Source organism: Streptomyces sp. NPDC059201 (genome assembly GCF_042754585.1).
Classification (GTDB): Bacteria; Actinomycetota; Actinomycetes; order Streptomycetales; family Streptomycetaceae; genus Streptomyces.
Genome location: NZ_JBHZBB010000003.1, coordinates 474,684 through 496,756, shown reverse-complemented (window position 1 = coordinate 496,756; position 22,073 = coordinate 474,684). Strand labels below are relative to the sequence as shown.

Below are 22,073 nucleotides of genomic sequence, written 5' to 3'. Positions count from 1 at the left end.
GGGGACGCTAGACCGTCACGGGCGGGGAGGGCGAGGGGGGTTCGGGGGGGCGCAGGTCGAGGGTCCAGTTCTGGCCTATCAGGGCGTGGCCGAAGCTGTGGTGGGGTTCCTCGTCGGCGAGGGTGAAGCCGAAGCTCTGGTAGATGCGGCGGGCCGCGACCAGGACGTCGTTGGTCCACAGGGTCACCTCCTCGTAGCCCGCCTCGCGGGCGAAGGCGAGGCAGGTGGCGACCAGGCGGGTTCCGAGGCCCAGGCCCCGGCCCTCCGGGGTGACGAGGAGGAGGCGGAGCTTGGCCAGGGTGGGGGTCTCGCCCGTGACGAGGAAGACGCAGCCCACGCGGGCGCCGTCGAGCTCGGCGATCCAGGCCGCCTCGCGGGCCGGGTCGTGGCGCTCGCCGTATCCGGCGACGATCGTGGCGACCAGGGCCTCGAAGTCGGTGTTCCAGCCGAACTGCCGGTGGTAGCTCTCGCCGTGGGTCATCACCACCCACCCCAGGTCGCCGGGGCGGTCGGCGCGGCGTACGACGACCTGCCGCTGATCCTGTTCGTGCTGCTGATCCTGTTCGTGACGCTGATCCTGCTGTGCCATGCGCTGTTCTCCCGGGCCCGTGATCGATCGAGCGGTCCACTGAAACACTTGTTTCAGTTGCGTTAGGCTAGCCACGTGACCCAGGAAACGCCAACCCCGTCCGCCCGGCAGACCGAGCTGCTGGAGGCGGCGTACACGTACGCCCTCGCCCACGGCCTGACCGACATGTCGCTGCGCCCGCTCGCCGAGGCCATCGGGTCCAGCCCGCGGGTCCTGCTCTTCCTCTTCGGCAGCAAGGACGGGCTCGTGCGGGCGCTCCTGGCGCGGGCCCGGGCCGACGAGGTGGCGCTCCTCGACCGGGCCCGGCGGCCCGACGACCCGGTGGGGCTGGTGCCGGCCGTCGAGCGGGTGTGGGCGTGGCTCGCCGCGCGCGAGCACCGGCCGCTGCTGCGGCTGTGGGCCGAGGCGTACACGCGGTCCCTCGTCGAGCCGGACGGGGCCTGGGCCGGGTTCGCCCGCGCGACCGTCGAGGACTGGCTCGCCGCCCTGGCCGACTGCCAGCCGCCGGCCGAGCGGGACAGCGAGTCCGGGACCGTCCTGCGGACCCTGGCCCTCGCCGTCCTGCGGGGCGCCCTGCTCGACCTCCTCGCCACGGACGACGAGCGGCGGGTCTCCGACGCCGTCCGTCACCAGCTCACCCTGCTGAGGGGCTGAAAACGCACATCCCGGCCGGCCTTCGGACCTCACGCGCCGCGCCGCAGCCACGCGTTCAGCGTGCCCACCGCGGCCCCGCGCAGGACGGGGTTCCCCGCCACGAGGCTCCGGGTCCGGCCGACCGCGGCCGACTCGGCGCTGCGCAGCGCCGCCCGGGCCGTGGGCCGGGACACCTGGCCCTCGCCGACGACGAGGTCGCCCGTCTTCAGCTGGGTCTTGTACCGGTCGTCGCCCCTGCCGAGGTCGACGTGGTGCAGACCGGCCTCCGCCGCCGCGCGCAGGATGCCCACGAGGAGCAGGATGCCGGGGGAGCAGGAGGCCCACGCGGGGTCGTAGGCGGGGAACCAGTAGGTCAGCACCGACCGGGAGCGCAGGCCGAAGTGGCAGGCCACCGGCCGGTGGTCGGCGTAGAGCACGGACAGCGTGCCCGAGCAGGCCGGAGAGCCGGCGCGCAGCAGCTCGCGGACGGTCGCGGCGACCCACGGGCGGGAGAACTGGTCGATGCGGCCCTTCGCCCGGTACTGGGCGGACTTCCAGGCCATCAGCGCCTCCAGCGCCTCCGGGTCGTGGGAGTCGAAGACGAAGCGGACGTCCCCGGCCCGCCGCGCCAGCCGGTGCTCCTTCGTGCGGACGTCCCGCCGGAAGGCGGAGGAGGCGTGGGCGAGGACGGCGCCGGGTTCCGTGTCCGCGCACACGACGACGGGCGAGGTCGCGCGGCGCGCCACGCCCGGCGCGAACAGCGGCTGCCCGGCGGCGAGATGGTCGAACTGCCACACCTGCAACCCGCAGGCCCGCAGCAGTTCCGCGCTGTCGCCGACGCCGTCCGGGCCGGTGGCTCCGGCGTCGCCCACCAGCCCCTGGCAGTCGCAGACGCCGTCACCGATCGGGCGGCCGAGCCCCAGCGGGCGCCGCTCGAAGGGGAAGAACCCGACGGGGCCGCGGCCGTCCTCCAGGACGGCGACGCGCGCGCCGGGCCTGAACCGGCCGACGGCCCGGGCGAACTCGGGCGACAGGAAGGGGCTGGCGGCCTCCTGGCGGCCCAGCAGGGACCGCCAGACGGTGAGAGCGGTGGTGTCCAGTTCCCCGGGGCGGACCACGGTGGTCTTCATCCTGTCCTCCGTCCCTCGTCCTGGGACTGTTCGATGACCCGGGCGTAGTCCTGGAGGGAGGACCCGGGCGTCCCGTCGTACAGGTTCTCGTCGAAGGCCCACATGAGCCCTTCGAGGCCGCAGGAACGCATCTGCCGGGCGGCCTGCTCCATGACGCCGGGGCGGTACGGCTCCACCTGCGGGCCCGCGCTCTCGCCGCTGACCGGGAAGCCGTTCCGTACGGCGATGGCGGTGACCCAGCGCACCGAGGACCAGGTGCGCGGCACCGAGGAGTCGGGCGCGCGCACGTCGACCGCCGCGTCCCGGGGCTCGCAGCCGCTGTCGCGCGGTGCGCCGGTGCCGTCGACCAGCGAGGTGGGCACGATGTGGACCTCGCCGTCCTTGCGGACCTGCTCGACGGTGAGGAAGAACCCGGCCCCGCGCGCCATGAGCCGGGTGGTCACCGACGTGTCCAGACGGGCGCGGATCGCGGCCCTGTGGTCGGCGGGGAAGTAGCCGGAGCCGGGCACCAGGACCTTGACGATGCCGTCGAAGCCGAGCGACCGGTACATCAGGGTCTGCCAGTTGACGGCGTCGGCGAGGGCGCCGAGGTACCAGTCGTACCACTCCGTCACCTGGGCCGTGGTGACCGGATCGCCCCGGTAGTCGCGGTCGCCCGGCCGCCATCCGGGGAGCGGCGAGGCGGGGACACCGGGCGGCCGGTCGGACTCGTCGCCCTGGGCGTTGGCGTCGTACGCCCAGTAGGCGCTCTCCTCCTCCGCCGGATCGCCCCCGGTGTCCGGGTCGCCGGCGGGACTCGGGTAGGCGAACTCGCCCGTCTCGCTCACCCCGACGCGTACGGCCCAGAACTCCTCCGGCCCGGTCTCCTCCATGACCCGGCTCACGTACCGGGCCGCCTCGTCGCGCACGGACTCGCTGAAGACGATGTTCGGCACCTCCACCGTCCGGCCGCCGTGCTGGTCGGTGAGGACGGCCGACGGGTACTGCTCGAAGAGCCACGCCGGCGGATGGTGGAGGCCCAGGCTCACCTCGACCTTCGCACCGGCCGCGTGGAACACCCGCAGCTCCTCCCTCACCTGCTCGATGTAGCCGCTGTCGTACACCCCGTCCTCCGGTTCGAACCGGTCCCAGTGGATCTCCATGTGCGCGACGCGCACACCGTGCTCGTGCTCCGTCCGGGCGCGCGCCGGATCCGTCTGGAGGGTGCCGAAGAGGTACGGGGGCGGATCGCCGCGCGGCGGGACGAGCAGGGCGGTCAGGACGAGCGCGAGGACGGCCGCGAGGACGCCGAGGAGGACGAGGAGCCGGGTGCGGCGCCGGGCGGTCATGGCAGCAGCTCCCGGTAGAGGGCCTCGTAACGCGCCCGGAAGCGCTCGGGCGTGAAGTTCTCCTGCACGGTGGCCCTGCCCTGCGCGGCGAGGCCCTGCCACCACCACGGGCGGTCGAGCAACTGGCGCAGCAGATGGCCCGTGCGGTGGGAGTCGCCGGGCGGGGCGCGCAGCACGGCGTCGCGGAGGACGGCGAACTCCGGCAGGTCGCTGAGGATGACCGGCCGCCCGGTGGCCAGCGCCTCCAGCACCGTCAGCGGGATGTCGGCCTTGCCGCCCAGGGCGCGCGGCACGAAGAGCAGCACGTCGGCGGCGGCCAGCAGCCCCTGCATGTCGTCGACGCAGCCGAGGACGTCCGTCCCGAACAGGCCCTCCCGGGCCGCCTGCTCCCGCAGCGCCCGTTCGAGCGAGGGCACGTCCTGGCCCGGCCGCCCCCGCAGCGCCAGCGTCAGCCGCAACCGCGCCCCCGCCCGTACGGCGACGGCCGCGGCCCGGATCGCGTCGAACGCGCCGCCCAGCGCGTCGTGGTGGCCGGTGACCAGGACGGTCGGCGGCCCGTTGACCGGCCGCGGCACGAGCGGCCACCGGTCGAGCCGGATCATGGGCAGCACCACGCCCACGTCGCCGAAGCCCGCCCGGCTCAGCTGCCGCGCCGTGACGTCGGACAGCGCCACCGTCGTCCCCAGCGGGCGCGCCCGGTGCAGCAGTTCCGGGTCCACGACCCCGGGCACGGTGTGCAGCACGGGGGTGTCGCCGATCAGCCGCGGCCACACGCGGGAGAAACGCGGATAGCCGGGGCCGAGGGTCATCACGACGTGCGCGAGGTGCGCCCGGCGCGCCAGCGGCACGCTGCGCAGGGCCACCTGGAGCCGCTGCCGCACGTGCGGCAGGCCGTCCCGGGAGTACACGGGCACGGGCCGACCGCCGGAGACGGGGGGCGGCCGGGAGGTTCGCGGGCGGCGCGCGAACCAGACGAAGTCCACGTCGGTCATCACCTCGGCGACGGCGGCGGCCAGCCCTATGTCGGCGCCGTCCTGGCCGTCCAGCGGTCCGCTGGTGACGAGGAGGACGCGTGGCCGCCGGGTCGCCGAGGTCATCAGGGACTCCCGGGCGGCGCGGAGGGCGAGGGCTGGCCGGGCAACGGCAGGAGGTACAGGGCGAGCGTGCCGTAGGTGCGCCCGTCGACGGAGAAGAGCAGCCGCCCCCGCGAGACCATCCGCTCGACGGCGTCCTCGTCGAGGGGCGCGTACCCGTCACGGACGATCTTCCACGGCACCACCAGGTAGTGGGCACCGTGCTCGTACCGCTCCTCGGGCGTGATCCACGTGCCGACCCGGTACTGGTCCTTCAGCGCCCACTGCGTCACCCCGGGGGTCGGCTGCCCGTCGGCGGCCCCCACCGCCGTCCCCGGCGGCACATGCGCGGCCAGATACGCGCGCAGCTGCGCGAAGCCCGTGTCGGGATCGGTCCTGACCTGCGCGTACGAGACGCCCGACAGCGCGGTCACGGCGACGAGGACCGCGCCCGCGCCCGCGCACGCCACGGCCTGGAGGCGCCGGCGCGCCCGCCGCGGGGCATCGGGCCACCGGGGCCAGGCGACGGTGACCGCCACGAGGGTCGGCACCACGAGCAGATAGAGCGCCTGCTCCTCCAGGGTGCCGAACCCGACCGCGTACAGGAGGGTGAAGCCGGCCGACAGCTGGAACAGCGCGAGCAGCCGGCTCGTCGGGTCCTTGCGGCGCAGCAGCACGACCAGCGCGACCGCGCCGAGCAGCAGCAGCAGGTAGGTGGTCCCGAAGGTCGCCACCTCCTCGGCCAGCCGGGTCGTCAGCGGCGGCCCCTGCTCGGCGTTGAAGCCGGTCTCCTGGACGAGCCCCAGGAGGCGCCTCACCCCGTGCGTCTTCGTGAACCAGAGCTCGTCGAAGTGCCCGGCGAGCGTCACGACGAGGACGTACACGCCGTAGGGGACGACCGCGACGGCGGCGGTGAGCAGCATCTGGCGGCGGGGCAGCCCCCAGCCGAGCGCGGCTCCGAGGAGCAGCGGCAGGAGGGTGATCAGGGCGGTGTGGTCCTTGGTCAGGAGGGCGAGACCGAACAGGAGCCCGGCGCAGCACACCCGGGCCCCGACCCGGGAGGGGCGCGGCTGGGGCCGCCGGGTCAGCGGGAGGAGGACGAGGTAGCCCGCCAGCACCCACATCATCGCCTCGGTGTCGAGCATCACCCGGTCGTTCTGGCGCAGGATGTACGGGTCGAGGGCGAACAGCAGGGCGGCCGCCGCCCCGAGGGGCAGCGAGCGGGCCCGCGTCACCAGCAGCACGAGCAGCGCGGCGGTCACCCCGGCCAGCAGCGCGTTGATCTCCCGGAACTCGTACACCCCGGAGACGACGTCCGGTCCGAGGCCGAACACCGAGGCCCAGGCCGCCTGGAGGTAGAAGTAGCCGGGCGGGTGCAGGAAGAACAGTCCGCTCGCGGTGGCGGGCAGACCGCCGTCCACGACGCTGGCGCCGAGCTCCCGGTAGATCAGCTCGTCGATGAACAGGTCCCCGGAGCCTTGCAGGCCCACCAGCCTGAGCGTCGCGGTGAGCACGAGGGCCGCTCCGGCGACCAGACGGACCTGTACGGCGCGGCGCCGCAGGACAGGCAGCCGGCGTACCGGAGGAGCGGTCCCGGACGCGCCCGCACCGGGCGTCGTGGGCGGTGTGCCCTTCACGACCGTGGTCATCACGGACCTCCCCGGGGCAGCAGGTAGACCTCGGGACGGAGCGGCACGCGACCGCCCGGGAAGAGGCCGTCGACCTGGGTGCGGTAGGAGCGGATCAAGCCGGTCTTGCCGGCGAGGCCCCGGTCCCAGACGGTGCTCTCCAGCCCGCTGCGCAGGAGGAAGGCGCCGTCCGCCCGGTGGCTCTCGTTGTACGGGAAGTCGCTGTAGTAGGCGACCCATCGGTGGCTGAGCTCGGCCGCCGTGCGCACCAGCAGGTGATCGACGTGACCGCCGACGGCCATCGGCGCGAGCAGCAGCGTGCGGTCGCCCGGCGCGTCCCGCGCCACGGCCTCGATCACCCCGGCCAGCACCCCGGAGTCGTACCGGGAGAGCCGGTTGGCGCTGAGGTGGAAGCGGTACGTGGGATAGACGTGCCGGTACGTGTGGATCCGCCCGCCCCGCCCGCCCCGCCCGGCCGCGGTTCCGCGCGGCCGCCGGGGCCTGCGCCGGAACAGCCCGTCGACCAGGCCGAGATGGTGCCAGCGCGCGCCGAGCCGCTCCAGGGCCTCCCGGTCCTCCGCGCGGCGGGCCGCGTACAGGCGGGCGGCGTTCAGGTCCCCGGTGCTGTGCAGGTAGCGCAGGCCCGACAGGGTGTGCGGCGGCGGGCCCGCCTCGGTGAAGGCGGTCACGACCGTGACGGGCACCCGGTCGGCGGCGTAGCTGAGGAACGCCCCGCAGGACAGGACGGCGTCGTCCAGGTGCGGTGAGAGCACCGTCACCGGGAGGCCGTCCGCGACGAGGGAGGTCAGGCGGGGACCGGTCATGACGAGCTCACCTCACGCGGGGACGGGGGAGGGGAGGGGGAGGGCACGGGGGACGGCGGCGCGCCGTCCAGGAGCCGGCGGGCCAGGGACAGATAGCGGTCGGTCATCCGGGACCAGGAGAACGCCCGTGACGTGGCGAGGGCGTCCTCGCCGAGCCGCCGGCGCCAGGGGGAGTCCGTGGTCAGCCGCCGCATGGCCTGCGCCAGCGCGTCGACGTCGTACGCCGGTACGGGCACGCTGCCGCCGATCCGGGTCCAGCGCAGGGCCGGCAGGTCGAAGTGGAGGACCGGCTTGCCGTGGGCCATCGCTTCGAGGGCCACCAGACCGAAGGTCTCGTGCCGCGAGGGCATCACGACGAAGGCGCAGTCGGCCAGCAGCCGTTCCTTGTGCGCGCCGGTGACGTGGCCGAGCCGGCGGACCTCGCCGTCGCGCCCCCGCTCCGCCAGCAGCAGGTCGAGCCGGTGCTCCTCGGCCTTGGTGCCGCTGCCCGCGAGCACCAGCGGCAGGCCGGTGTCGGCGCGGGCGTGGGCCTCCAGGAGCAGGTCGATCCCCTTCTGCCAGAGGTCGACCCGGCCGAGGAAGAGGACGAAGCCGCCGTCGCCGGTCCGTTCGCCGTCCGGCCGCGGGGCCACGCCGTTGGGGATCACCTCGACGTCGGCCCGGGGGCTGAACCGCCGGACGGTCGCCGCGTCGGCGTCGTTGAGGACGACGAGGTCCCGGTAGAAGCGCAGGCCGATCCGTTCGACGAGGAAGAAGGGGATGTGGTACTTGCGCCACATCGCGTCGCCGCTGCGGACCTGGTCGATCCCGACGACCGGCGCCCGGGTGAACAGCGGCAGGAAGCTGGTGGAGAACGGCGGGGTGAAGCTCTCCAGCCACAGGTCGTGCGGGACGCGCCGGGCGACGAGCGGGAGCAGCGCCTGGAACAGCAGTTGGCCCGCCCGGGGGCCGGCCCGGCAGACGGGCAGCCGGCGGTACGTCACCCGGTCGTCGGTCGACACGCCTCCGCGCGCACCGGCCGTGACGACGGTGACGTCGAACTCCTCCGCGAGCCGCCGGGCGATCTCCCCGACGACGACCGCGCCGCCGCCCCTGTAGTTGGCGTTGCCGAGGTCGTCGAAGACGGACAGCACCACCCGGGGGCGGCTGTTCGTCGGGCCGGTCCGGGGCAGGTGCGCGCGTACGAGACGGTCGCGTACGAGACGGAGGGCGTCGCCCGCCGTCGCCGAGGGGGTCGGGCCGGGGCGCAGACGGACCGGAGCCGTCCCCGGATCGTCGGCCCAGCGCCGGTAGCGCCGCTCGGTCCCGTCCGGCCGGGTGCCCGTGATGGCGTCGGACGACACCACGTCGGGCTCCAGGAGGAGGGTGAGGTCGCAGCGGTCGGCCAGGCGGCGGAGGCGGCGGGCCAGGGAGGTGCCGGGGGAGGGATCGAAGGCGGCCAGGCCGTCGAGGGGGCCCCGGTCGGTGACGACCACGGCGGGGCGCCGCCCCCGGGACCGCAGGGCCGCGAGGCGGCGCGCCGCCGCGACGCGCAGGGAGAGTTCGGCGGCGTCCACGGACCCGTGGACCCGGTCCAGGAGCGCGCGGCCGGAGCGGCCCGGCTCCGAACGGTCTCCGGAGCCGTTCCGCCACCGGGCGGGGGCGTACCGGCGGCGGCACAGGACGCACCCGTCGCAGGGGGCCGTGACCACGGTGAGCCCGTGCTCCCGGAGCATCGGCGCGAGCCGGTGGACGAGGGTGGTCCTCGCGACGCCGTCGGGGCCCGACACGGCGACGAGGAACGGGGTTGCGGCCCTGGTCATGAGACGGTCCTCCTGAGTTTCTTCGCGACGACCAGCGGCACCCGCAGGCCCGCCTCGCGCACGGCGGCCCCGGGCCGGCCGTGGTGGAGCAGATGTCCCGCGTGCTCGGCCCCGGCCCGCAGCGACACCCGGGCGGGCAGCGGCACGGGCAGCGGCACGGCATGGCGGGCGTCCAGTCGGTGGACGGCGTCGGCGGCGGCGTCGAGCGCGGCGCGGAAGCCGAGCGGCCAGCCCTCCCGCGCCGCCTCGCGACCGGCCCCGGCGATCACCTCGGGACGCAACAGGCCCCGGATGGCCAGCAGTTCGGACAGGTCGAAGGACAGGTCCCGGAAGAGGGCCTGCGCCAGCCGGATCCGCAGCCGGTCCGGAGCGCTCGGCACCCGCCAGGGCAGGCCGTCGCAGGGCTCCGCGCAGGCCAGCAGCCGGTCCGCCGGGATCACGGGGACGCCGCACCACGACACGGCGTCCCGCAGGTGCGCCGCCGGTCCCTCGGGCGGCACCAGCAGTGCCTCGCCGGAGCGCGCGGGCCCGTGCCCCGAGCGGTGCGCGTACCAGCCTGAGAGCGCCGCGTGCGCGGCCCGCCAGTGCTGGGGGAGGACGACCAGGTCGACGTCGCCGTCCACGTGGTCGCCGTGGGGGTCGGCCCCGATGAGCACGACGGGGATGCCGGAGGCGTGCAGGCGGCGGGTGACCTCGGCGAGGTTGCGCCGGAAGCGCAGGGTGGCCGCCTCGACCTCGGAGCGCGTCGAGGCGAGTTGGGCGGGATAGGCGCGGGCGAAGCCGCCCTCGGTGCCGTTGCGGCGGGCCAGGACGAGGGCCCGCGCGAGCTGCCCGTCGGCGGCGGGCGGTGCGGCCCGGTGCCAGACCGCCTCCGTGAGCAGCCGGGTGGTGTCCGGGTCCGCGGCGTGCCGGGCGGCCGCCCGCCCGGCGGCCGTACGCCGTCCCGACCGTGCCGGAGCGGCGTGCGCGCCCCGCCGCCGGAAGAAGCCGTAGGCCGCCCAGGCTCCGGTGCCGACGGCGACCACCAGCCACAGGGCGGGCACCGGGCGGGTCGCGAGCAGGGCCGCGAGGACGAGCGTGAACGGCAGGGCCGCGCGCGCCGCGCGGCGCGCCGTCGCGGTCCCGGACCGGCCCGGTGCGCCCTGCCGCCGCACGAGGCGCGTGCCCAGCAGGACGCCCGCGACGATGTGGCCGGCCGCGGCGCCTGCGGCGAGCCCGGTGATCCCGCCGGCGCCCCATCCGACGAGCAGGGCGACGAGGTAGACGCCCAGCCCGACGATCTGGACGCGCACGCACCGGAAGTCGCCGACGGCCTGACTGAACGTCGCCGTGATGAGGACCGCGCCGAGTGCCAGGCCGGAGATCGCGACGAGCGGCAGCAGGCCGCCCATCAGGGCGTACTCGGCGGGGAAGACGGTGGTGAGCACCGCGCCCGGGATCGTGGCGCAGACCAGGGCGAGCGGCAGGGCGGCCGTGGCGTACATCCGCGCGGCCCCGGCGGTCAGCGGCGGGGCCGACCGGTTCCGGGAGAGGGCGGGGAAGAAGGCGATGGCGAGGGCCCCGGCGACGTAGAGGGGGACGCGGCCGACCATGACGGCCGCCTGGTAGCTCGCCGAGGCGGCGGGTTCGGCGGGCAGGACGGTGACGAGCACGACGTCGGTGGCGGCCATCAGGGCGATCAGGCCCTGGACGGAGGCCGTGCCGAAGGCCCGGCGCCACAGGTACCGGTCGGCGGTGGAGTCCCGGAAGGAGGCGAGGAGCGGGCGGCCGGGCGTCCGTGTGTGGCGGGGCCACCAGAGCAGGAACGGGAGCACGCCGATGCCGATGGCGGCCAGCGCGCCGGTCTCGCCCATGCCCAGCGCCGCGACCATCAGCAGTCCGGCGACGAGCTTCAGCACCGCCTCGCCGGTGGAGACGCAGGCGAGCGTCCGCATCCGCTCGTTGCCCTGGAGCCAGCCGACCGTCACACGGGTGAGGTAGATCAGCAGCGTGCAGACGGCCAGCACGGCCACCGTCCCCCCGGTGGCGAAGCGGGTGGCGACGGCGGCCACGATCGCCGCCGCGAGGATCGCTCCGCCGGTCGCGAGCACGAGGGCGAAGCGGACGGCCTCCGCGCGCTGTTCCGGCGATCCGGCCCGGGCCAGCGCCTGGGCCAGCACCCAGGGGACGACGACCACGGCGACCGTGGCGGCGCACAGGACGAGCGCCTGGCCGGCCGCGAACGTGGCGTACGCCTCCACGTCGAGGAGGCGGGTGAGCACCAGCGCGTACGCGTAGTTGAGCGTGCCGACCAGGACGGCGGCCGTGGTGACCCAGCGCGCTCCGGCTTCGACCCGGTGTTCCTCGGGCCCGGTGCGCTCCTCGGTCAGCGGCTGCCGTACGGAGGTCATGGCGTGGTTTCCCCGCCGCTGCCGACCAGCACGTCCCGCCGGGAGGCGAGGGTCACGGAGCCGTCGAGGACCCCGAGCCGGCGCAGGGCGCGCAGGGCCCGCACCTCGTCGCAGCCGTGCAGGAGCAGTCGGAAGTCGTCGCCCTGGCGGGCGTAGTCGTCGGTCTGGCGCAGGACGCGGGCGATGGACCGTTCCATCGCGTCGCCGTCGGCGGCCCGGAAGCGGCCGGCCGCGGTGAGGTCGTTGGGCCGCCGCCGGGACCTGCGGTGCCTGCGGAGCCGGTGGCTCTCCTCCAGCACCACGGCGGCCAGCCGTTCGGCGCTGGCGTCCCAGGAGAAGCGGGCGGCCCAGGCGCGGCAGCCGGCGGCGAACCGCTCCCGCACGGCCGGGTCCGCCAGCTCCTCCAGGGCGTCCGTGATGCCCTCGGCCAGGTCGGCGTCGGCGGGCAGCAGCCAGCCGTTGCGCCGGTTCTGCACCGCGTCGCGCAGCCCCGGTACGTCGTAGGCGACGGCGGGGGTGCCGACGGCGTTGGCCTCGATGACGGTGAGGCCCCAGCCCTCGGCGGAGGAGGGGACGACGGTCAGCCAGGCGCGGGCCAGGAACTCCTGCTTGCTCCGCTCGTCGACGTGCCCGTGGAACTCCACGGCGTCGGCCACGCCCGTGCGGTCGGCGAGGGAGCGCAGCCGCCCCAGTTCGTCGCCGTCGCCGCAGACGTGGACCCGGAGGTCGGGGAACCGGCGCAGCAGCGCGGGCACCGCCCTGACCAGCAGTTCGACCCGCTTGTGCGGGACCAGCCGGCTGACGACGGTGAGGGTGGGGGTGTCGGCGCGGGGGGCGACGGGGCGCGACGGGGGCGCGGGGCTGCCGTTGGGGACCACGTACACGGGGTTGGCGAGGTGCAGGTCGCGGCGGGTGCCCTCGCGGGTCGACGGGGACACCACGACCACGGGGCGGCCGCGGTAGACCACGCGGCTGACCTGCTTCTCCAGGAGCCGCCCGAGCGTGTTGAGGGGCCACGCGAAGCGGTCGTCGAACTGCCGCTGGTGGATGTGGTGGATGACGCAGACGTCGGCGGTCCAGCGGCTGGTGAACAGCGGCGAGAAGAACGGGATCCCGTTCTGGAAGTCGACGACCGCGTCGTACGCGTGCCGGTGGCGCAGCAGGTGGCGGGCGGCCGCGAGGTAGACCGCGTACGTCCCGCCGCGGCGCAGGATCCGTACGCCGTCGGCCATGCCGGCCGGGGCGGAGCCGGGGTAGCGGGCGGTGAGCAGCGTGACGTCGGCGCCGGCGGCGGCGAACCGCCGGGCGATCTCGAAGCAGTACGCCTCGGCCCCGCCGGCCTGCGGGTGCCAGGGGTCCCGCCAGTTGAGGAGGAGCACGTCGGCCCGGGCGAGCTGGGACAGGTTCTTCGAGGTCATGACGTCACCTCGTGAGGGAGAGGCGGACGAGATCGGCCATGGAGTGCAGTCCGTCCCGGCGGGCGGAGAACGTCGAGCCGGGCATGTCCGTCCAGGCGACGGGGACTTCGACGATGTCCGCGCCCCGGCGGGCGAGCCGGGCGAGGAGCTCCACGTCGAAGGCGAACCCGTCGATCCGGCAGCCCACGGCGGCCGCGCGGACGAGCGGGCCGTCGAAGAACTTGAACCCGCACTGGGTGTCGGCGATGCCGGGCAGCGCCCGGTGCGCCAGCGCCCGGAACGCCCAGCCGCCGCACCGGCGCAGCAGCGGCTGTTCGATCTCGTAGCGGGCGCCGGCGGCGAGCCGTGAGGCGATCACCGCGGAGTGACCGGCCGTCAGCAGGGCCATGACCTGGTCGAGCGTGCCGATGGGGGTGGCGCTGTCGGCGTCCTCGAAGCCCACGAAGCGCGCCGTGGAGGTGAGGAGGCCGCGCCGCACGGCGGCGCCCTTGCCGGGGTCGCTGCATCCGATGGTGTAGAGCGGCACCCGGGGGTGCGGGAAGCGTTCGACGATGTCGCCGGTCGCGTCGGAGCTGTTGTTGTCGACCACGACGACCGCGCTCGACCAGGGGCGTCCTGCGAGGAAGGCGACGGTGGCGTCGATGGTGCCGGGCAGGCGCCCCTCCTCGTTGTACGCCGGGATGATCAGTTCGAGGTCGACCGGGGGCCGCCGGAGCGAGGCCGGGACCCGCGGGTCGGCGGGCCGCGGCACGGGGCGTGTGGGGGGCGCGGTGGCGTACGGGCGGCGGGCGGGCGTGTGGACGGGCAGTGCGGGCGTCATCGGGACCCGCCTCCCTCTGGTGGGAACCGGTGACGTCGGCACCGGGAAGCGGGTCCGCGCACGCGCCCCACCGCGCGGACGGCGCGGTGGGGGCGGGAGCGAGGGGGGTGTGGGCGGGGCGCCGTCGGCGGCGCCCGGGCCGGACGAGCGGCGGCGGGCTCCGGAGCGGGCGCCCGTGGAGCGGGCGCGCCTGCGGCGGCGGGCCGTGACCCGCGGGCGGCCGGTCAGGGTGCGGACCACGGGAGCGGCCCGCAGGACGCGGTCCGAGGCGCGGCGCACCGGGCGGCCGGGGTGACGGGTGGGGGATTGCGGACCGCCGGGGCGGGAGGTGCGCACAGGCCAGTCGGTCGCTCGCCGCAGCGGGTGCGGGGCGGGTGACGCGAAGCGGGTTTCCTGGAGTGAGGACACCGAGCGCCTCTTCCGGAGGGTCGTCACGGGACTTGCGGGCCTGTCTTCTCCACTCTAGGCACGTTATGTCCGGCGTCAACCGCGCCGATGCCGGGTGGCGGTCCTCAGCACCGCGTTCCGGGGGCGCTCCCGCCACAGGACGCGCAGGATGCGCCGCCCTTCCCGAAGGGTCCGCGCGGTCGTCTTCCGTACGGCTTCCGGAGCCTCCCGGCTGGGCACCTCGGCGATCCGCAGGCCGTAATGCAGGGCGTGCACCACGATTTCCGGGCCCACCAGCTCAGGGGATTCCTCCTGCTCTTCGAGGAGGGGCAGGAATTCCCTGCGGAAGGCGCAGAATCCGTACCACACATCGGTCAGCTGCTGCCCGTAGAGGAAACGGGCCGCCGTGAGCAGGAAGCGGTGCCCCATTCTGCGGATCGCCGGATAGGTGCCGCATTCGCCGCCCGCGATGAAACGGGACCCCTTGACGAAGTCGAATCCGTTGTCGAGGTAGTAAAGGAAATGCGGAATGTCCTCGGGGGACATGCTGCCGTCGGCCTGGATCAGGACGACGCGCTCTCCCCAGGAGATGTCCGGCCAGCGATAGGGCCGGCCCGCTCCGGGCGATTCCACCGTCACCACGTCGTCCACGGAACCGGGCAGTTGATCGATGAACCTCTCGGGGACGGGATCGTCGTGATCGACGAGGACGACCAGGGTCACGGTGTTTTCCTGACCCGGCGTCCGGCGACGGTCCGTGGACCGGCGAAACGGATGAGTGACCAATCGGAACACCTCCGGCCCCGAGGTGCGGAGCCATTCCATGATGCTTCCTCGGCCGACGAACGGTCAATGATCCGCATTCGGTACTAGAATCTCCATCATGGCCGGAAAGATCGAGGACTACGCCCTGATCGGTGATCTCGAGACGGCTGCACTCGTCGGACGGGACGGGGCGATCGACTGGTTGTGCGTGCCCCGATTCGACTCCTCCGCAAGTTTCGCGGCACTCCTCGGCACCGCCTCCAACGGGCAGTGGTGGATGGGCCCGGCCGACCGCCCCCTCTCCAGCCGGAGGGCGTACCGCGGCGAGACGCTCGTCCTGGACACCGTGTGGGAGACCGTCGGCGGCGCCGTGCGGCTGACCGACTTCATGCCGCCGCGGCGTCAGTTCCCCTACGTGATCAGGATCGTGGAGGGAATCTCCGGACACGTGCAGATGCGCGGCGAGTTCGGGCCGCGCTTCGACCACGGCCGGGTCGTGCCGCGGAACTGGGCGGCCGGGGAGCGCGTCATGCGCTCGGTGGCCGGACCCGACGCGATGTCCCTCCTCTGCGAGCAGCCGGTGGCCATGTCCGTCACCTCGGCCGGGGCGGCGCTCCGGTTCTCGGTGTCGGCGGGACAGCGCCTGGGATTCGTCCTGCGCTGGACCCCCTCGCACCTCGTCGACAGCGACGTCCCCGTCCCCGACGCCCAGTCGGCCCTCGCCGAGACGCTCCGCTACTGGCGTGCCTGGTCGGCCCGTTGCCGCTACCAGGGCCCCGCCCGCGAGGCGGTGATCCGCTCCCTCATCACCCTGAAGGCGCTGACGTACGCGCCGACGGGCGGCATCGTCGCCGCCGCCACCTGCTCCCTCCCCGAATACCCGGGCGGCGAGCGCAACTGGGACTACCGCTTCTGCTGGCTCCGCGACTCCGCGTTCACCCTCTCCTGCCTGATGCGCAGCGGCTACCACGAGGAGGCGACCGCCTGGAACGCCTGGCTGATCCGCACGATCGCCGGCGAACCCTCCGACCTCCAGCCGGTGTACGGGGTCTGCGGCGAGCGGCGGCTGGGCGAGCGCTCCGCCCCGTGGCTCACCGGTTACGAGGACTCCTCGCCGGTCCGCATCGGCAACGCCGCCGCCGACCAGGTCCAACTCGACGTCTACGGCGAGGTGATGAACACCCTCTACTCGGCCCTGCGGTCCGGAGTGACCCTCGACGCCCGGATGCGCAGCCTGATCGTCTCCTTCATGGACCACGTGGAGAAGCGCTGGCAGGACCCCGACGAAGGACTGTGGGAAGTCCGCGGCCCACCCCGCCACTTCGTGCACTCCAAGGTCATGTCCTGGGTCGCCGCCGACCGCGCCCTGCGCCTCGCCCGCGTCATGGGCCTGCGCTCGCGCGAACCGCGCTGGCGGCTGATGCGCGACCTCGTCCGGCGCCAGGTGTGCGACCAGGGGTGGGACGACGGCCAGCGCTCCTTCGTCCAGTACTACGGCTCCCGCCGCATCGACGCCTCCGCCCTGCTGCTGCCCAAGCTGGGCTTCCTGCCGCCCGCCGACCGGCGCGTGCGCGACACCGTCGACGCGGTGCGCCGGCTCGACCACGGAGGCTTCCTGCGCCGGTACGAGGACGACGCCGCCCGCTCCGGCGGGACCCACGAGGTGGACGGACTCCCGGGCGGCGAAGGGGCGTTCCTCGCCTGCTCCCTGTGGTACGCGGACGCGCTGTCCCTGATCGGGCGCGGCGACGAAGCGCGCGACGTCTTCGACCGCGTGCTGTCCGTCCGCAACGACGTCGGCCTCCTCTCCGAGGAGTGGGACCCGGTGGCGGGGCGTCAACTGGGCAACATGCCCCAGGCGTTCAGCCACGTCGCCGTGGTCAACACGGCGTTCGTGCTCGACGACATCCGGACGGCCTCCCGGGGTCAGCGGTCCGCCCGGACGGCGTGCAGCAGCAGGATGCCGGTGTCCCCGTAGTCGGGCAGCGTGGGGTCCTTGTCGACCCGCCGGACGTCCAGGTCCCGGGTGTACGGGGCGAACACCTCACGGACGGCGCCCGCGTCCACCGGACAGGCCGGCCACAGCGGACCCGTGCCGATCCGGTAGCTCGGCATGTTCTCCATGAACGCCGCCAGCAGATGCCCGCCGGGCCGCACGCAGCCGAGAAAGTCACGGCACACCCGCGCGAACTCCCCGGCGTCCTCCGTCACGCTCTCGGCGACGAAGGACATCGACCCGAGCCCGTAGCCGTGGCGCTCCACCGCGTGGACGTCCCCCCGCACGGCGGTCACCCCCCGCAGCGCCGCCGACAGCGTGCGCGGCAGTGCGGGATCGAGCCGCCGGCACAGCGCGTAGAACGGCTGCCAGCTCGGATCGGGGCCGTTCCGCAACTGCCCGCTGAGATAGGCGTGACCCGCCGCGCCGGGCTCCAGGGCGTCGATGGACCGGCACGCCGTGGCCGCCGGCATCAGCGGGTACAGGTTGGGGCCCGCCCCGAACTCCAGGGAACGCGCCACGCTGCCGGGCCCGAGCCGCCGGTAGAGGGCCGCGTGGTGCCGGATGACCGCGATGTCGCAGGGGTGCAGCCGCCGGTAGTTCTCCGCCAGATAGTCCTGGACGGGCCACCGGTCCCAGTCCGCGTCGGCGTTGCGCCGCGGCGCCGTCACCGCCGTTCCGCCCCGCCCGCCACCCGCTTCAGCGGGAAGCGCTCGTCGAGCCCGGTCAGCGTCCGCAGCAGCCCGTCGATCTCCTCGTCCGTGTTCGCGGCCGTGATCTGGATCCGGAATCCGACCTGGTCGCGCGGGACGAGCGGATACGCGGCCAGCGTGACGTACACGCCCCGCTCCCACAGGTACTCGGCCACGCGCCCCAGGTCCTCGGGGCGTTCGAGGGGCAGCTCGACGATGGGCAGGCCGTCCGTGTTCGGCGTGGCGGCGCCGAGACGGCGCACATGCCGCAGCACCCGCCGCGTCTTGCGGTACAGGTCCGCCCGGATCGCGTCGCCCCGCCGCTCGTTGACGTCGAGCCCGGCCAGCGCCGTGGCCAGGGACGCCGTCGGGGAGGGACCCGAGTAGAGGTACGGGCCCGCCGCGACCTTCAGGTGCTCCTTCACCTCCGTCGGGACCGTGAGGAACGCCAGCAGCGACGAATACGCCTTGGAGAAGCCGCCCACCAGGACGGTGCGGTCGTAGTCGAGCCCCAGGTGCCGCACGATGCTGTTGCCCCGGCTGCCGTACGGGGAACTCTCGTCCGCCCGGCGCTCGCCGATGATCCCGAACCCGTGCGCGTCGTCGACGTACAGCGTCGCGTCGTGCTCGCCGCAGATCCGGGTCAGCTCCCGCAGGTTCGGCAGATTGCCCGTCATGCTGTTGACGCCGTCGAGACACACCAGCCGCGGCCCCCACCGGGGCGCCGCCCGCAGCAGGGTCTCCAGCTCCCCGGGGTCCTCGGCGCGGAAGCGCCGTACCGCCGCCCCGTTCGCCCGCGCGACGAGGCAGCCGTCGTACACCGTGCGGTGGGCCCGGTGCTCGACGAAGAGGTGACCGCCCTCGGCGAGCACCGGGATCACCGACGTGTGGATCAGGGTGATGGTCGGCAGCAGCAGCGCGTCGGGGGCACCGAGCAGATCCGTCAGCCGCTCCTCGATCTGCGGGTACAGCCGGGGGTTGCCGATCAGCCGGGACCAGCTGGGATGCGTGCCCCAGGCGCGCACCTGCGGATCGATGGCGTCCATGATCTCCGGATCGAGGTCGAGGCCCAGGTAGTTGCAGGACGCGAAGTCGGTGAGCCACTGCCCGCCGCTGCGGATGCGGCGCCCGTCGATCTCGTCGATCACGGCGTCGCACATCCGCGCGGTGTGCTGGAGCCGCCCCAGGTCCTCCCACCGCTGCCGGTGCCGCCGCACCGGCACCGACGCCCGCCGGGTCAGCGGTTCGAGGACCGGCGCGGGGTTCGCCGCCCGCCCCGCCGGCACCGCCAGGAAGTCCACCGCCTCGGCCGCCGTCATCGGCTCGGCGAAGAGGTAACCCTGCCCGAAGCCGCAGCCCATGGCGGTCAGCAGGTCGCGCTGCGCCTTGGTCTCGATGCCCTCGGCGATGACCTGGAGCCCCAGCACGTCGGCCAGGCGCACGATGCCCTCGACGATGGCGACCTGCTGCCCGTCGGTGACGATCTGGTCGATGAACGACTTGTCGATCTTCAGGATGTCGAGGGGGAACTCCCGCAGGTAGCTGAGGGACGAGAAGCCCGTCCCGAAGTCGTCGATCGCGATGGAGGCGCCCAGCTCCTTCAACGACCTCATGGTGTCCCGGATCTGCTCGTCGCGCCGCATCAGCACCGACTCGGTGAGCTCCAGGGTGAGCGAGCCCGAGCCGAGGCCGAAGCGCTCCAGGACGTGCCGGACGTTGCCGACGAAGCCGGTGTCGCGGAACTGGCGCGCGGACACGTTGACGTTGACGCGCAGCCGCCGCGCGTCGGGCCGGGCGCGCCGCCACTGGGCGGCGTCCCGCGCGGCCTGGTTCAGCACCCAGGCGCCGAGCTGGAGGATCTGCCCGGTCTCCTCCGCCAGGGCGATGAACTGGTCGGGCGGGACCATGCCGCGCCGGCGCGGCCACCGCACCAGCGCCTCGAATCCCGTGACGTCGCCGCTGCCGATCTCCACGATGGGCTGGTAGCGCAGCTCGAAGCCCTCCTCGGCGATGGCGTCGTACAGACCGGCCTGGAGGTCGTGCCGGGCCTCCATGCGGGCGTGCAGGGCCGGACGGAAGCTCTGCCACTGGCGCTTGCCCGCCGACTTCGCGGCGTACAGGGCGAGGTCGGCGTGGCCGATCAGGGACTCCGCGTCGTCGGCGCGGGTCGCCGTGGCCACCCCGACGCAGGCCGAGATGCTGGCCGAGCCGTTGGAGAGCGGGAAGGGCCGGTCGAGCGCCCGGACGATCTGCTCGGCGAGGGCGTCGGCGTCGCGCGGTTGCCGGGCGCCCTCCACCAGGAGGGCGAACTCGTCGCCGCCGATCCGGGCCGCCGTGTCGCTGCGGCGCAGGGTGGAGGTCAGCCGCCCGGCCACGGCGACGAGGAGCTCGTCGCCGACGGAGTGCCCCATCATGTCGTTGACCAGCTTGAAGTCGTCGAGGTCGATGAAGAGCACGCTGGTCACCGCGGACTTGCGGCGGTCCCGCAGCAGGGCCTGCCCGATGCGCTCCACCAGCAGGATCCGGTTGGGGAGCCCGGTCAGGGCGTCGTGGAACGCCAGGTGCGTCAGCTCCCGTTCCAGCGTCCGCTGCTGGGTGACGTCGCGCAGGGTGAGCACCAGGCCCTCCACCGTGGGGTCGTCGCGCAGGTCGCTGCAACGGACCTCGACCTCGGGGGTGGAGCCGTTCGACCCCCGCATGCTCCAGCTGTCCAGGACCTGGCCCTCGTGGGGGCTCCGCGCCCGGGTGAGGGTGCCCGCCGCCCGCACGCGGTCCTTCGGGTGGACGAACTCGCTCAGCACGGCGTCGGACGGCGGGACGGCGCCCAGCATGCTCTCCGCCGCGGGACTCGCGTACTGCACCGTGTCGTCGTCGCCCAGGATGAGGATCACGTCCGACGCGTTGTGCACCAGCGCCCGGAAGTACGCCTCGCTGTCCCGCTTGGTGATCTCCTCGCTGAGCTCGACGCGTTCGAGGGCGAGCGCCGCCTGGAACGCGAGGGACCGCATCGGCCCGAGGACCTGCCGCAGCTCGGGGGCGGGCGCGGCGAGGACGAGCGCGCCGAGCGGCGGCCGGGTCGGCACACCGGCCCCTCCGGGCAGCAGGGGGCACAACAGCGCGGTACGGAACGGCCGGAGCGCCGCCCGCGCGTCGGGCCCCAGCTCGTCGACCGGCAGGTGCCGGATCTCGGACCCGACGGACGCGGCGGAGGCGCCGGCCCCGTCGCCCAGCGGCCACGACCCGATCTCGCTGGGGGACGGTACGGAACGCAGCCCCCGCCCGCGGTCGAGCACGAGCAGCCGGGCGACGTGCTCCGTCGACCCGAACAGCGCGTCGGCCGCCCGGGTGATCGCCGTGGCGACCTCCCTCCGGGTCCGGGCCGCCACAAGGAGCGCCGCCGCCACCTGGAGGCTCCGCTCACGGGCCAGCGTCTTGCGGTTCTCGACCACCAGCAGCCACAGGCGCAGCAGCACCAGCAGGAACATGGCGGCGGAGACGGCGGCGATGACGGGCGCGTCCCTGACGGTGCCGCCCAGCGACTGGGCCAGCAGGACGCCCGGGGCCACCAGCGCGGCGAGGGCGAGCAGGGCGAGGCGCCGCCGGATCCGGATGCCGGGCGGGTCCTGCCTCGGCTCGGTCAGCCGGACCATGGACGGGTGCAGGGCCGCGAACCCCCAGGCGGTGAAGTACAGCACCCACCCCAGGTCCATGGGCGTCCCCACCTGCCAGGTGCCCTGGAGCTGGAGGTACCCGTACAGCACGTCCGAGGCGAGCAGCCCGACGGCGCCCAGCGCGAGGAGCTGCACGGCCCGTTCGCGCAGCCCGGCCAGGACGAAGCGGGTGAGCATGGCGAGGACGAGGATGTCCCCCAGCGGATAGGCCATGGAGATGGCCCGCTCCACCCACGTCAGCCCCTCGGACATGCGCAGCGGACTGATGAGGAAGACCCAGGACAGCACCGCCAGACCGGTGGTGAGCAGCAGCGCGTCCAGCAGGGCGGAGAGGTCGTGCCCCTGGTAGCGGTACCGCAGGAAGCCGAAGATGCCGGCGGCGAAGAGCGGATACGTCGCGAGGTAGAGGACGTCCGCAGGGGACGGGAAGGGGTTGTCCTGGTTCAGGTAGGTCTCCAGGATGTTGTACGTCGAGTCCCCCGCGACGAACGTGATGTTGGCGCAGGCGAGGACCCACCAGGGCCAGCGGTGCGCCGGCCGGTAGAGGTGGACCCCGGCGAACATCATCGCGACGCCGCCGAGCCCGACGATGGCCCACGTGGTGGTGTGCCGCGACGGAACACCGAGATACGTGACGGTGGCGACGGTCGCGACGACACCGTAGACGAGCGCCAGAACACGGCCCTTGCGGGCGGCCCGGTCACGAGCCGGTCGCACCGGCTCCGCCGGTTCCACCGGTTCCACCGGATCCCCGGTCCCGAGTGAGGGTGGGGTCATGGCTACCTCTGCGCCGGAGCGCGTCCGAGTCGGTGGGAAACCGGACCCTCACTTTCCGTCGCCCGGGCTCCCCCTGCATGGCCACCGTCCATTATGTCCCGATACTTTCGGCCATGCTCGACGTGCCCGGGGGCACGGGTCCGCAGGGCG

Annotated in this window: 15 protein-coding genes; 2 read left to right on the top strand and 13 right to left on the bottom strand. The window is 74.3% G+C overall.

Annotation, left to right across the window (positions count from 1 at the left end):
- Positions 1–7: 7 nt before the first annotated feature.
- On the bottom strand, positions 8–589 hold the full coding sequence (locus tag ACFXMG_RS12460; protein WP_383816882.1) for a GNAT family N-acetyltransferase: 582 nt from the start codon (positions 587–589) through the stop codon (positions 8–10).
- 75 nt (positions 590–664) lie between these two features.
- Here ACFXMG_RS12460 and ACFXMG_RS12455 point away from each other — a divergent pair, with 75 nt between their 5' ends.
- On the top strand, positions 665–1,243 hold the full coding sequence (locus ACFXMG_RS12455; RefSeq protein WP_383816879.1) for a TetR/AcrR family transcriptional regulator: 579 nt from the start codon (positions 665–667) through the stop codon (positions 1,241–1,243).
- Between the two features lie 29 nt (positions 1,244–1,272).
- Here ACFXMG_RS12455 and ACFXMG_RS12450 read toward each other — a convergent pair whose 3' ends face one another.
- From ACFXMG_RS12450 to ACFXMG_RS12405, 10 genes are all read right to left on the bottom strand, one after another.
- Positions 1,273–2,352: a GNAT family N-acetyltransferase gene (locus ACFXMG_RS12450; protein WP_383816877.1), complete on the bottom strand. Its 1,080-nt coding sequence runs from the start codon at positions 2,350–2,352 to the stop codon at positions 1,273–1,275.
- Entirely contained in the window at positions 2,349–3,680 is a 1,332-nt protein-coding gene (locus tag ACFXMG_RS12445) for a beta-galactosidase (protein WP_383816874.1), read from the bottom strand. Before ACFXMG_RS12445 ends, ACFXMG_RS12450 begins: the two co-directional genes overlap by 4 nt.
- The gene (locus ACFXMG_RS12440; RefSeq protein ID WP_383816871.1) at positions 3,677–4,777 is read right to left on the bottom strand and encodes a glycosyltransferase; all 1,101 of its coding nucleotides are present in this window, start codon (positions 4,775–4,777) and stop codon (positions 3,677–3,679) included. The genes ACFXMG_RS12445 and ACFXMG_RS12440 overlap by 4 nt, the downstream gene beginning before the upstream one ends.
- Entirely contained in the window at positions 4,777–6,402 is a 1,626-nt protein-coding gene (locus ACFXMG_RS12435; protein ID WP_383816869.1) for a phospholipid carrier-dependent glycosyltransferase, read from the bottom strand. Before ACFXMG_RS12435 ends, ACFXMG_RS12440 begins: the two co-directional genes overlap by 1 nt.
- A complete protein-coding gene (locus ACFXMG_RS12430) occupies positions 6,402–7,205 on the bottom strand; it encodes a PIG-L deacetylase family protein (RefSeq protein ID WP_383816867.1) in 804 nt (267 codons plus the stop codon). The genes ACFXMG_RS12435 and ACFXMG_RS12430 overlap by 1 nt, the downstream gene beginning before the upstream one ends.
- Entirely contained in the window at positions 7,202–9,007 is a 1,806-nt protein-coding gene (locus tag ACFXMG_RS12425) for a glycosyltransferase family 4 protein (protein WP_383816864.1), read from the bottom strand. The genes ACFXMG_RS12430 and ACFXMG_RS12425 overlap by 4 nt, the downstream gene beginning before the upstream one ends.
- Positions 9,004–11,397 carry a hypothetical protein gene (locus ACFXMG_RS12420; RefSeq protein ID WP_383816862.1) on the bottom strand — a complete coding sequence of 798 codons (2,394 nt, stop codon included), beginning with the start codon at positions 11,395–11,397 and terminating at the stop codon, positions 9,004–9,006. The genes ACFXMG_RS12425 and ACFXMG_RS12420 overlap by 4 nt, the downstream gene beginning before the upstream one ends.
- On the bottom strand, positions 11,394–12,815 hold the full coding sequence (locus tag ACFXMG_RS12415; RefSeq protein WP_383816860.1) for a glycosyltransferase family 4 protein: 1,422 nt from the start codon (positions 12,813–12,815) through the stop codon (positions 11,394–11,396). The genes ACFXMG_RS12420 and ACFXMG_RS12415 overlap by 4 nt, the downstream gene beginning before the upstream one ends.
- 4 nt (positions 12,816–12,819) lie before the next feature.
- Positions 12,820–13,635, bottom strand: coding sequence for a glycosyltransferase (locus ACFXMG_RS12410; protein ID WP_383816857.1), 816 nt, complete (start codon positions 13,633–13,635; stop codon positions 12,820–12,822).
- A gap of 483 nt (positions 13,636–14,118) precedes the next feature.
- The gene (locus tag ACFXMG_RS12405) at positions 14,119–14,745 is read right to left on the bottom strand and encodes a glycosyltransferase (protein WP_383816854.1); all 627 of its coding nucleotides are present in this window, start codon (positions 14,743–14,745) and stop codon (positions 14,119–14,121) included.
- Between the two features lie 160 nt (positions 14,746–14,905).
- Here ACFXMG_RS12405 and ACFXMG_RS12400 point away from each other — a divergent pair, with 160 nt between their 5' ends.
- Positions 14,906–16,765 (top strand): glycoside hydrolase family 15 protein, encoded by a 1,860-nt coding sequence (locus tag ACFXMG_RS12400; RefSeq protein WP_383816851.1) that lies wholly within the window; start codon positions 14,906–14,908, stop codon positions 16,763–16,765.
- Here the strand turns inward: ACFXMG_RS12400 and ACFXMG_RS12395 are convergent.
- Both ACFXMG_RS12395 and ACFXMG_RS12390 read right to left on the bottom strand, forming a co-directional pair.
- Positions 16,714–17,454 (bottom strand): class I SAM-dependent methyltransferase, encoded by a 741-nt coding sequence (locus ACFXMG_RS12395; RefSeq protein ID WP_383816848.1) that lies wholly within the window; start codon positions 17,452–17,454, stop codon positions 16,714–16,716. The two genes, ACFXMG_RS12400 and ACFXMG_RS12395, sit on opposite strands and share 52 nt — an antisense overlap.
- Positions 17,451–21,863: an aminotransferase class I/II-fold pyridoxal phosphate-dependent enzyme gene (locus ACFXMG_RS12390; RefSeq protein ID WP_383816846.1), complete on the bottom strand. Its 4,413-nt coding sequence runs from the start codon at positions 21,861–21,863 to the stop codon at positions 17,451–17,453. Before ACFXMG_RS12390 ends, ACFXMG_RS12395 begins: the two co-directional genes overlap by 4 nt.
- Positions 21,864–22,073: the final 210 nt, after the last annotated feature.

Bases quoted from the DNA above. Each gene is read 5' to 3' on its own strand.
- ACFXMG_RS12460 (WP_383816882.1), bottom strand. From the start codon at position 589: ATGGCACAGCAGGATCAGCGTCACGAACAGGATCAGCAGCACGAACAG.
- ACFXMG_RS12450 (WP_383816877.1), bottom strand. From the start codon at position 2,352: ATGAAGACCACCGTGGTCCGCCCCGGGGAACTGGACACCACCGCTCTC.
- ACFXMG_RS12445 (WP_383816874.1), bottom strand. From the start codon at position 3,680: ATGACCGCCCGGCGCCGCACCCGGCTCCTCGTCCTCCTCGGCGTCCTC.
- ACFXMG_RS12440 (WP_383816871.1), bottom strand. From the start codon at position 4,777: ATGACCTCGGCGACCCGGCGGCCACGCGTCCTCCTCGTCACCAGCGGA.
- ACFXMG_RS12435 (WP_383816869.1), bottom strand. From the start codon at position 6,402: ATGACCACGGTCGTGAAGGGCACACCGCCCACGACGCCCGGTGCGGGC.
- ACFXMG_RS12430 (WP_383816867.1), bottom strand. From the start codon at position 7,205: ATGACCGGTCCCCGCCTGACCTCCCTCGTCGCGGACGGCCTCCCGGTG.
- ACFXMG_RS12425 (WP_383816864.1), bottom strand. From the start codon at position 9,007: ATGACCAGGGCCGCAACCCCGTTCCTCGTCGCCGTGTCGGGCCCCGAC.
- ACFXMG_RS12420 (WP_383816862.1), bottom strand. From the start codon at position 11,397: ATGACCTCCGTACGGCAGCCGCTGACCGAGGAGCGCACCGGGCCCGAG.
- ACFXMG_RS12415 (WP_383816860.1), bottom strand. From the start codon at position 12,815: ATGACCTCGAAGAACCTGTCCCAGCTCGCCCGGGCCGACGTGCTCCTC.
- ACFXMG_RS12410 (WP_383816857.1), bottom strand. From the start codon at position 13,635: ATGACGCCCGCACTGCCCGTCCACACGCCCGCCCGCCGCCCGTACGCC.
- ACFXMG_RS12400 (WP_383816851.1), top strand. From the start codon at position 14,906: ATGGCCGGAAAGATCGAGGACTACGCCCTGATCGGTGATCTCGAGACG.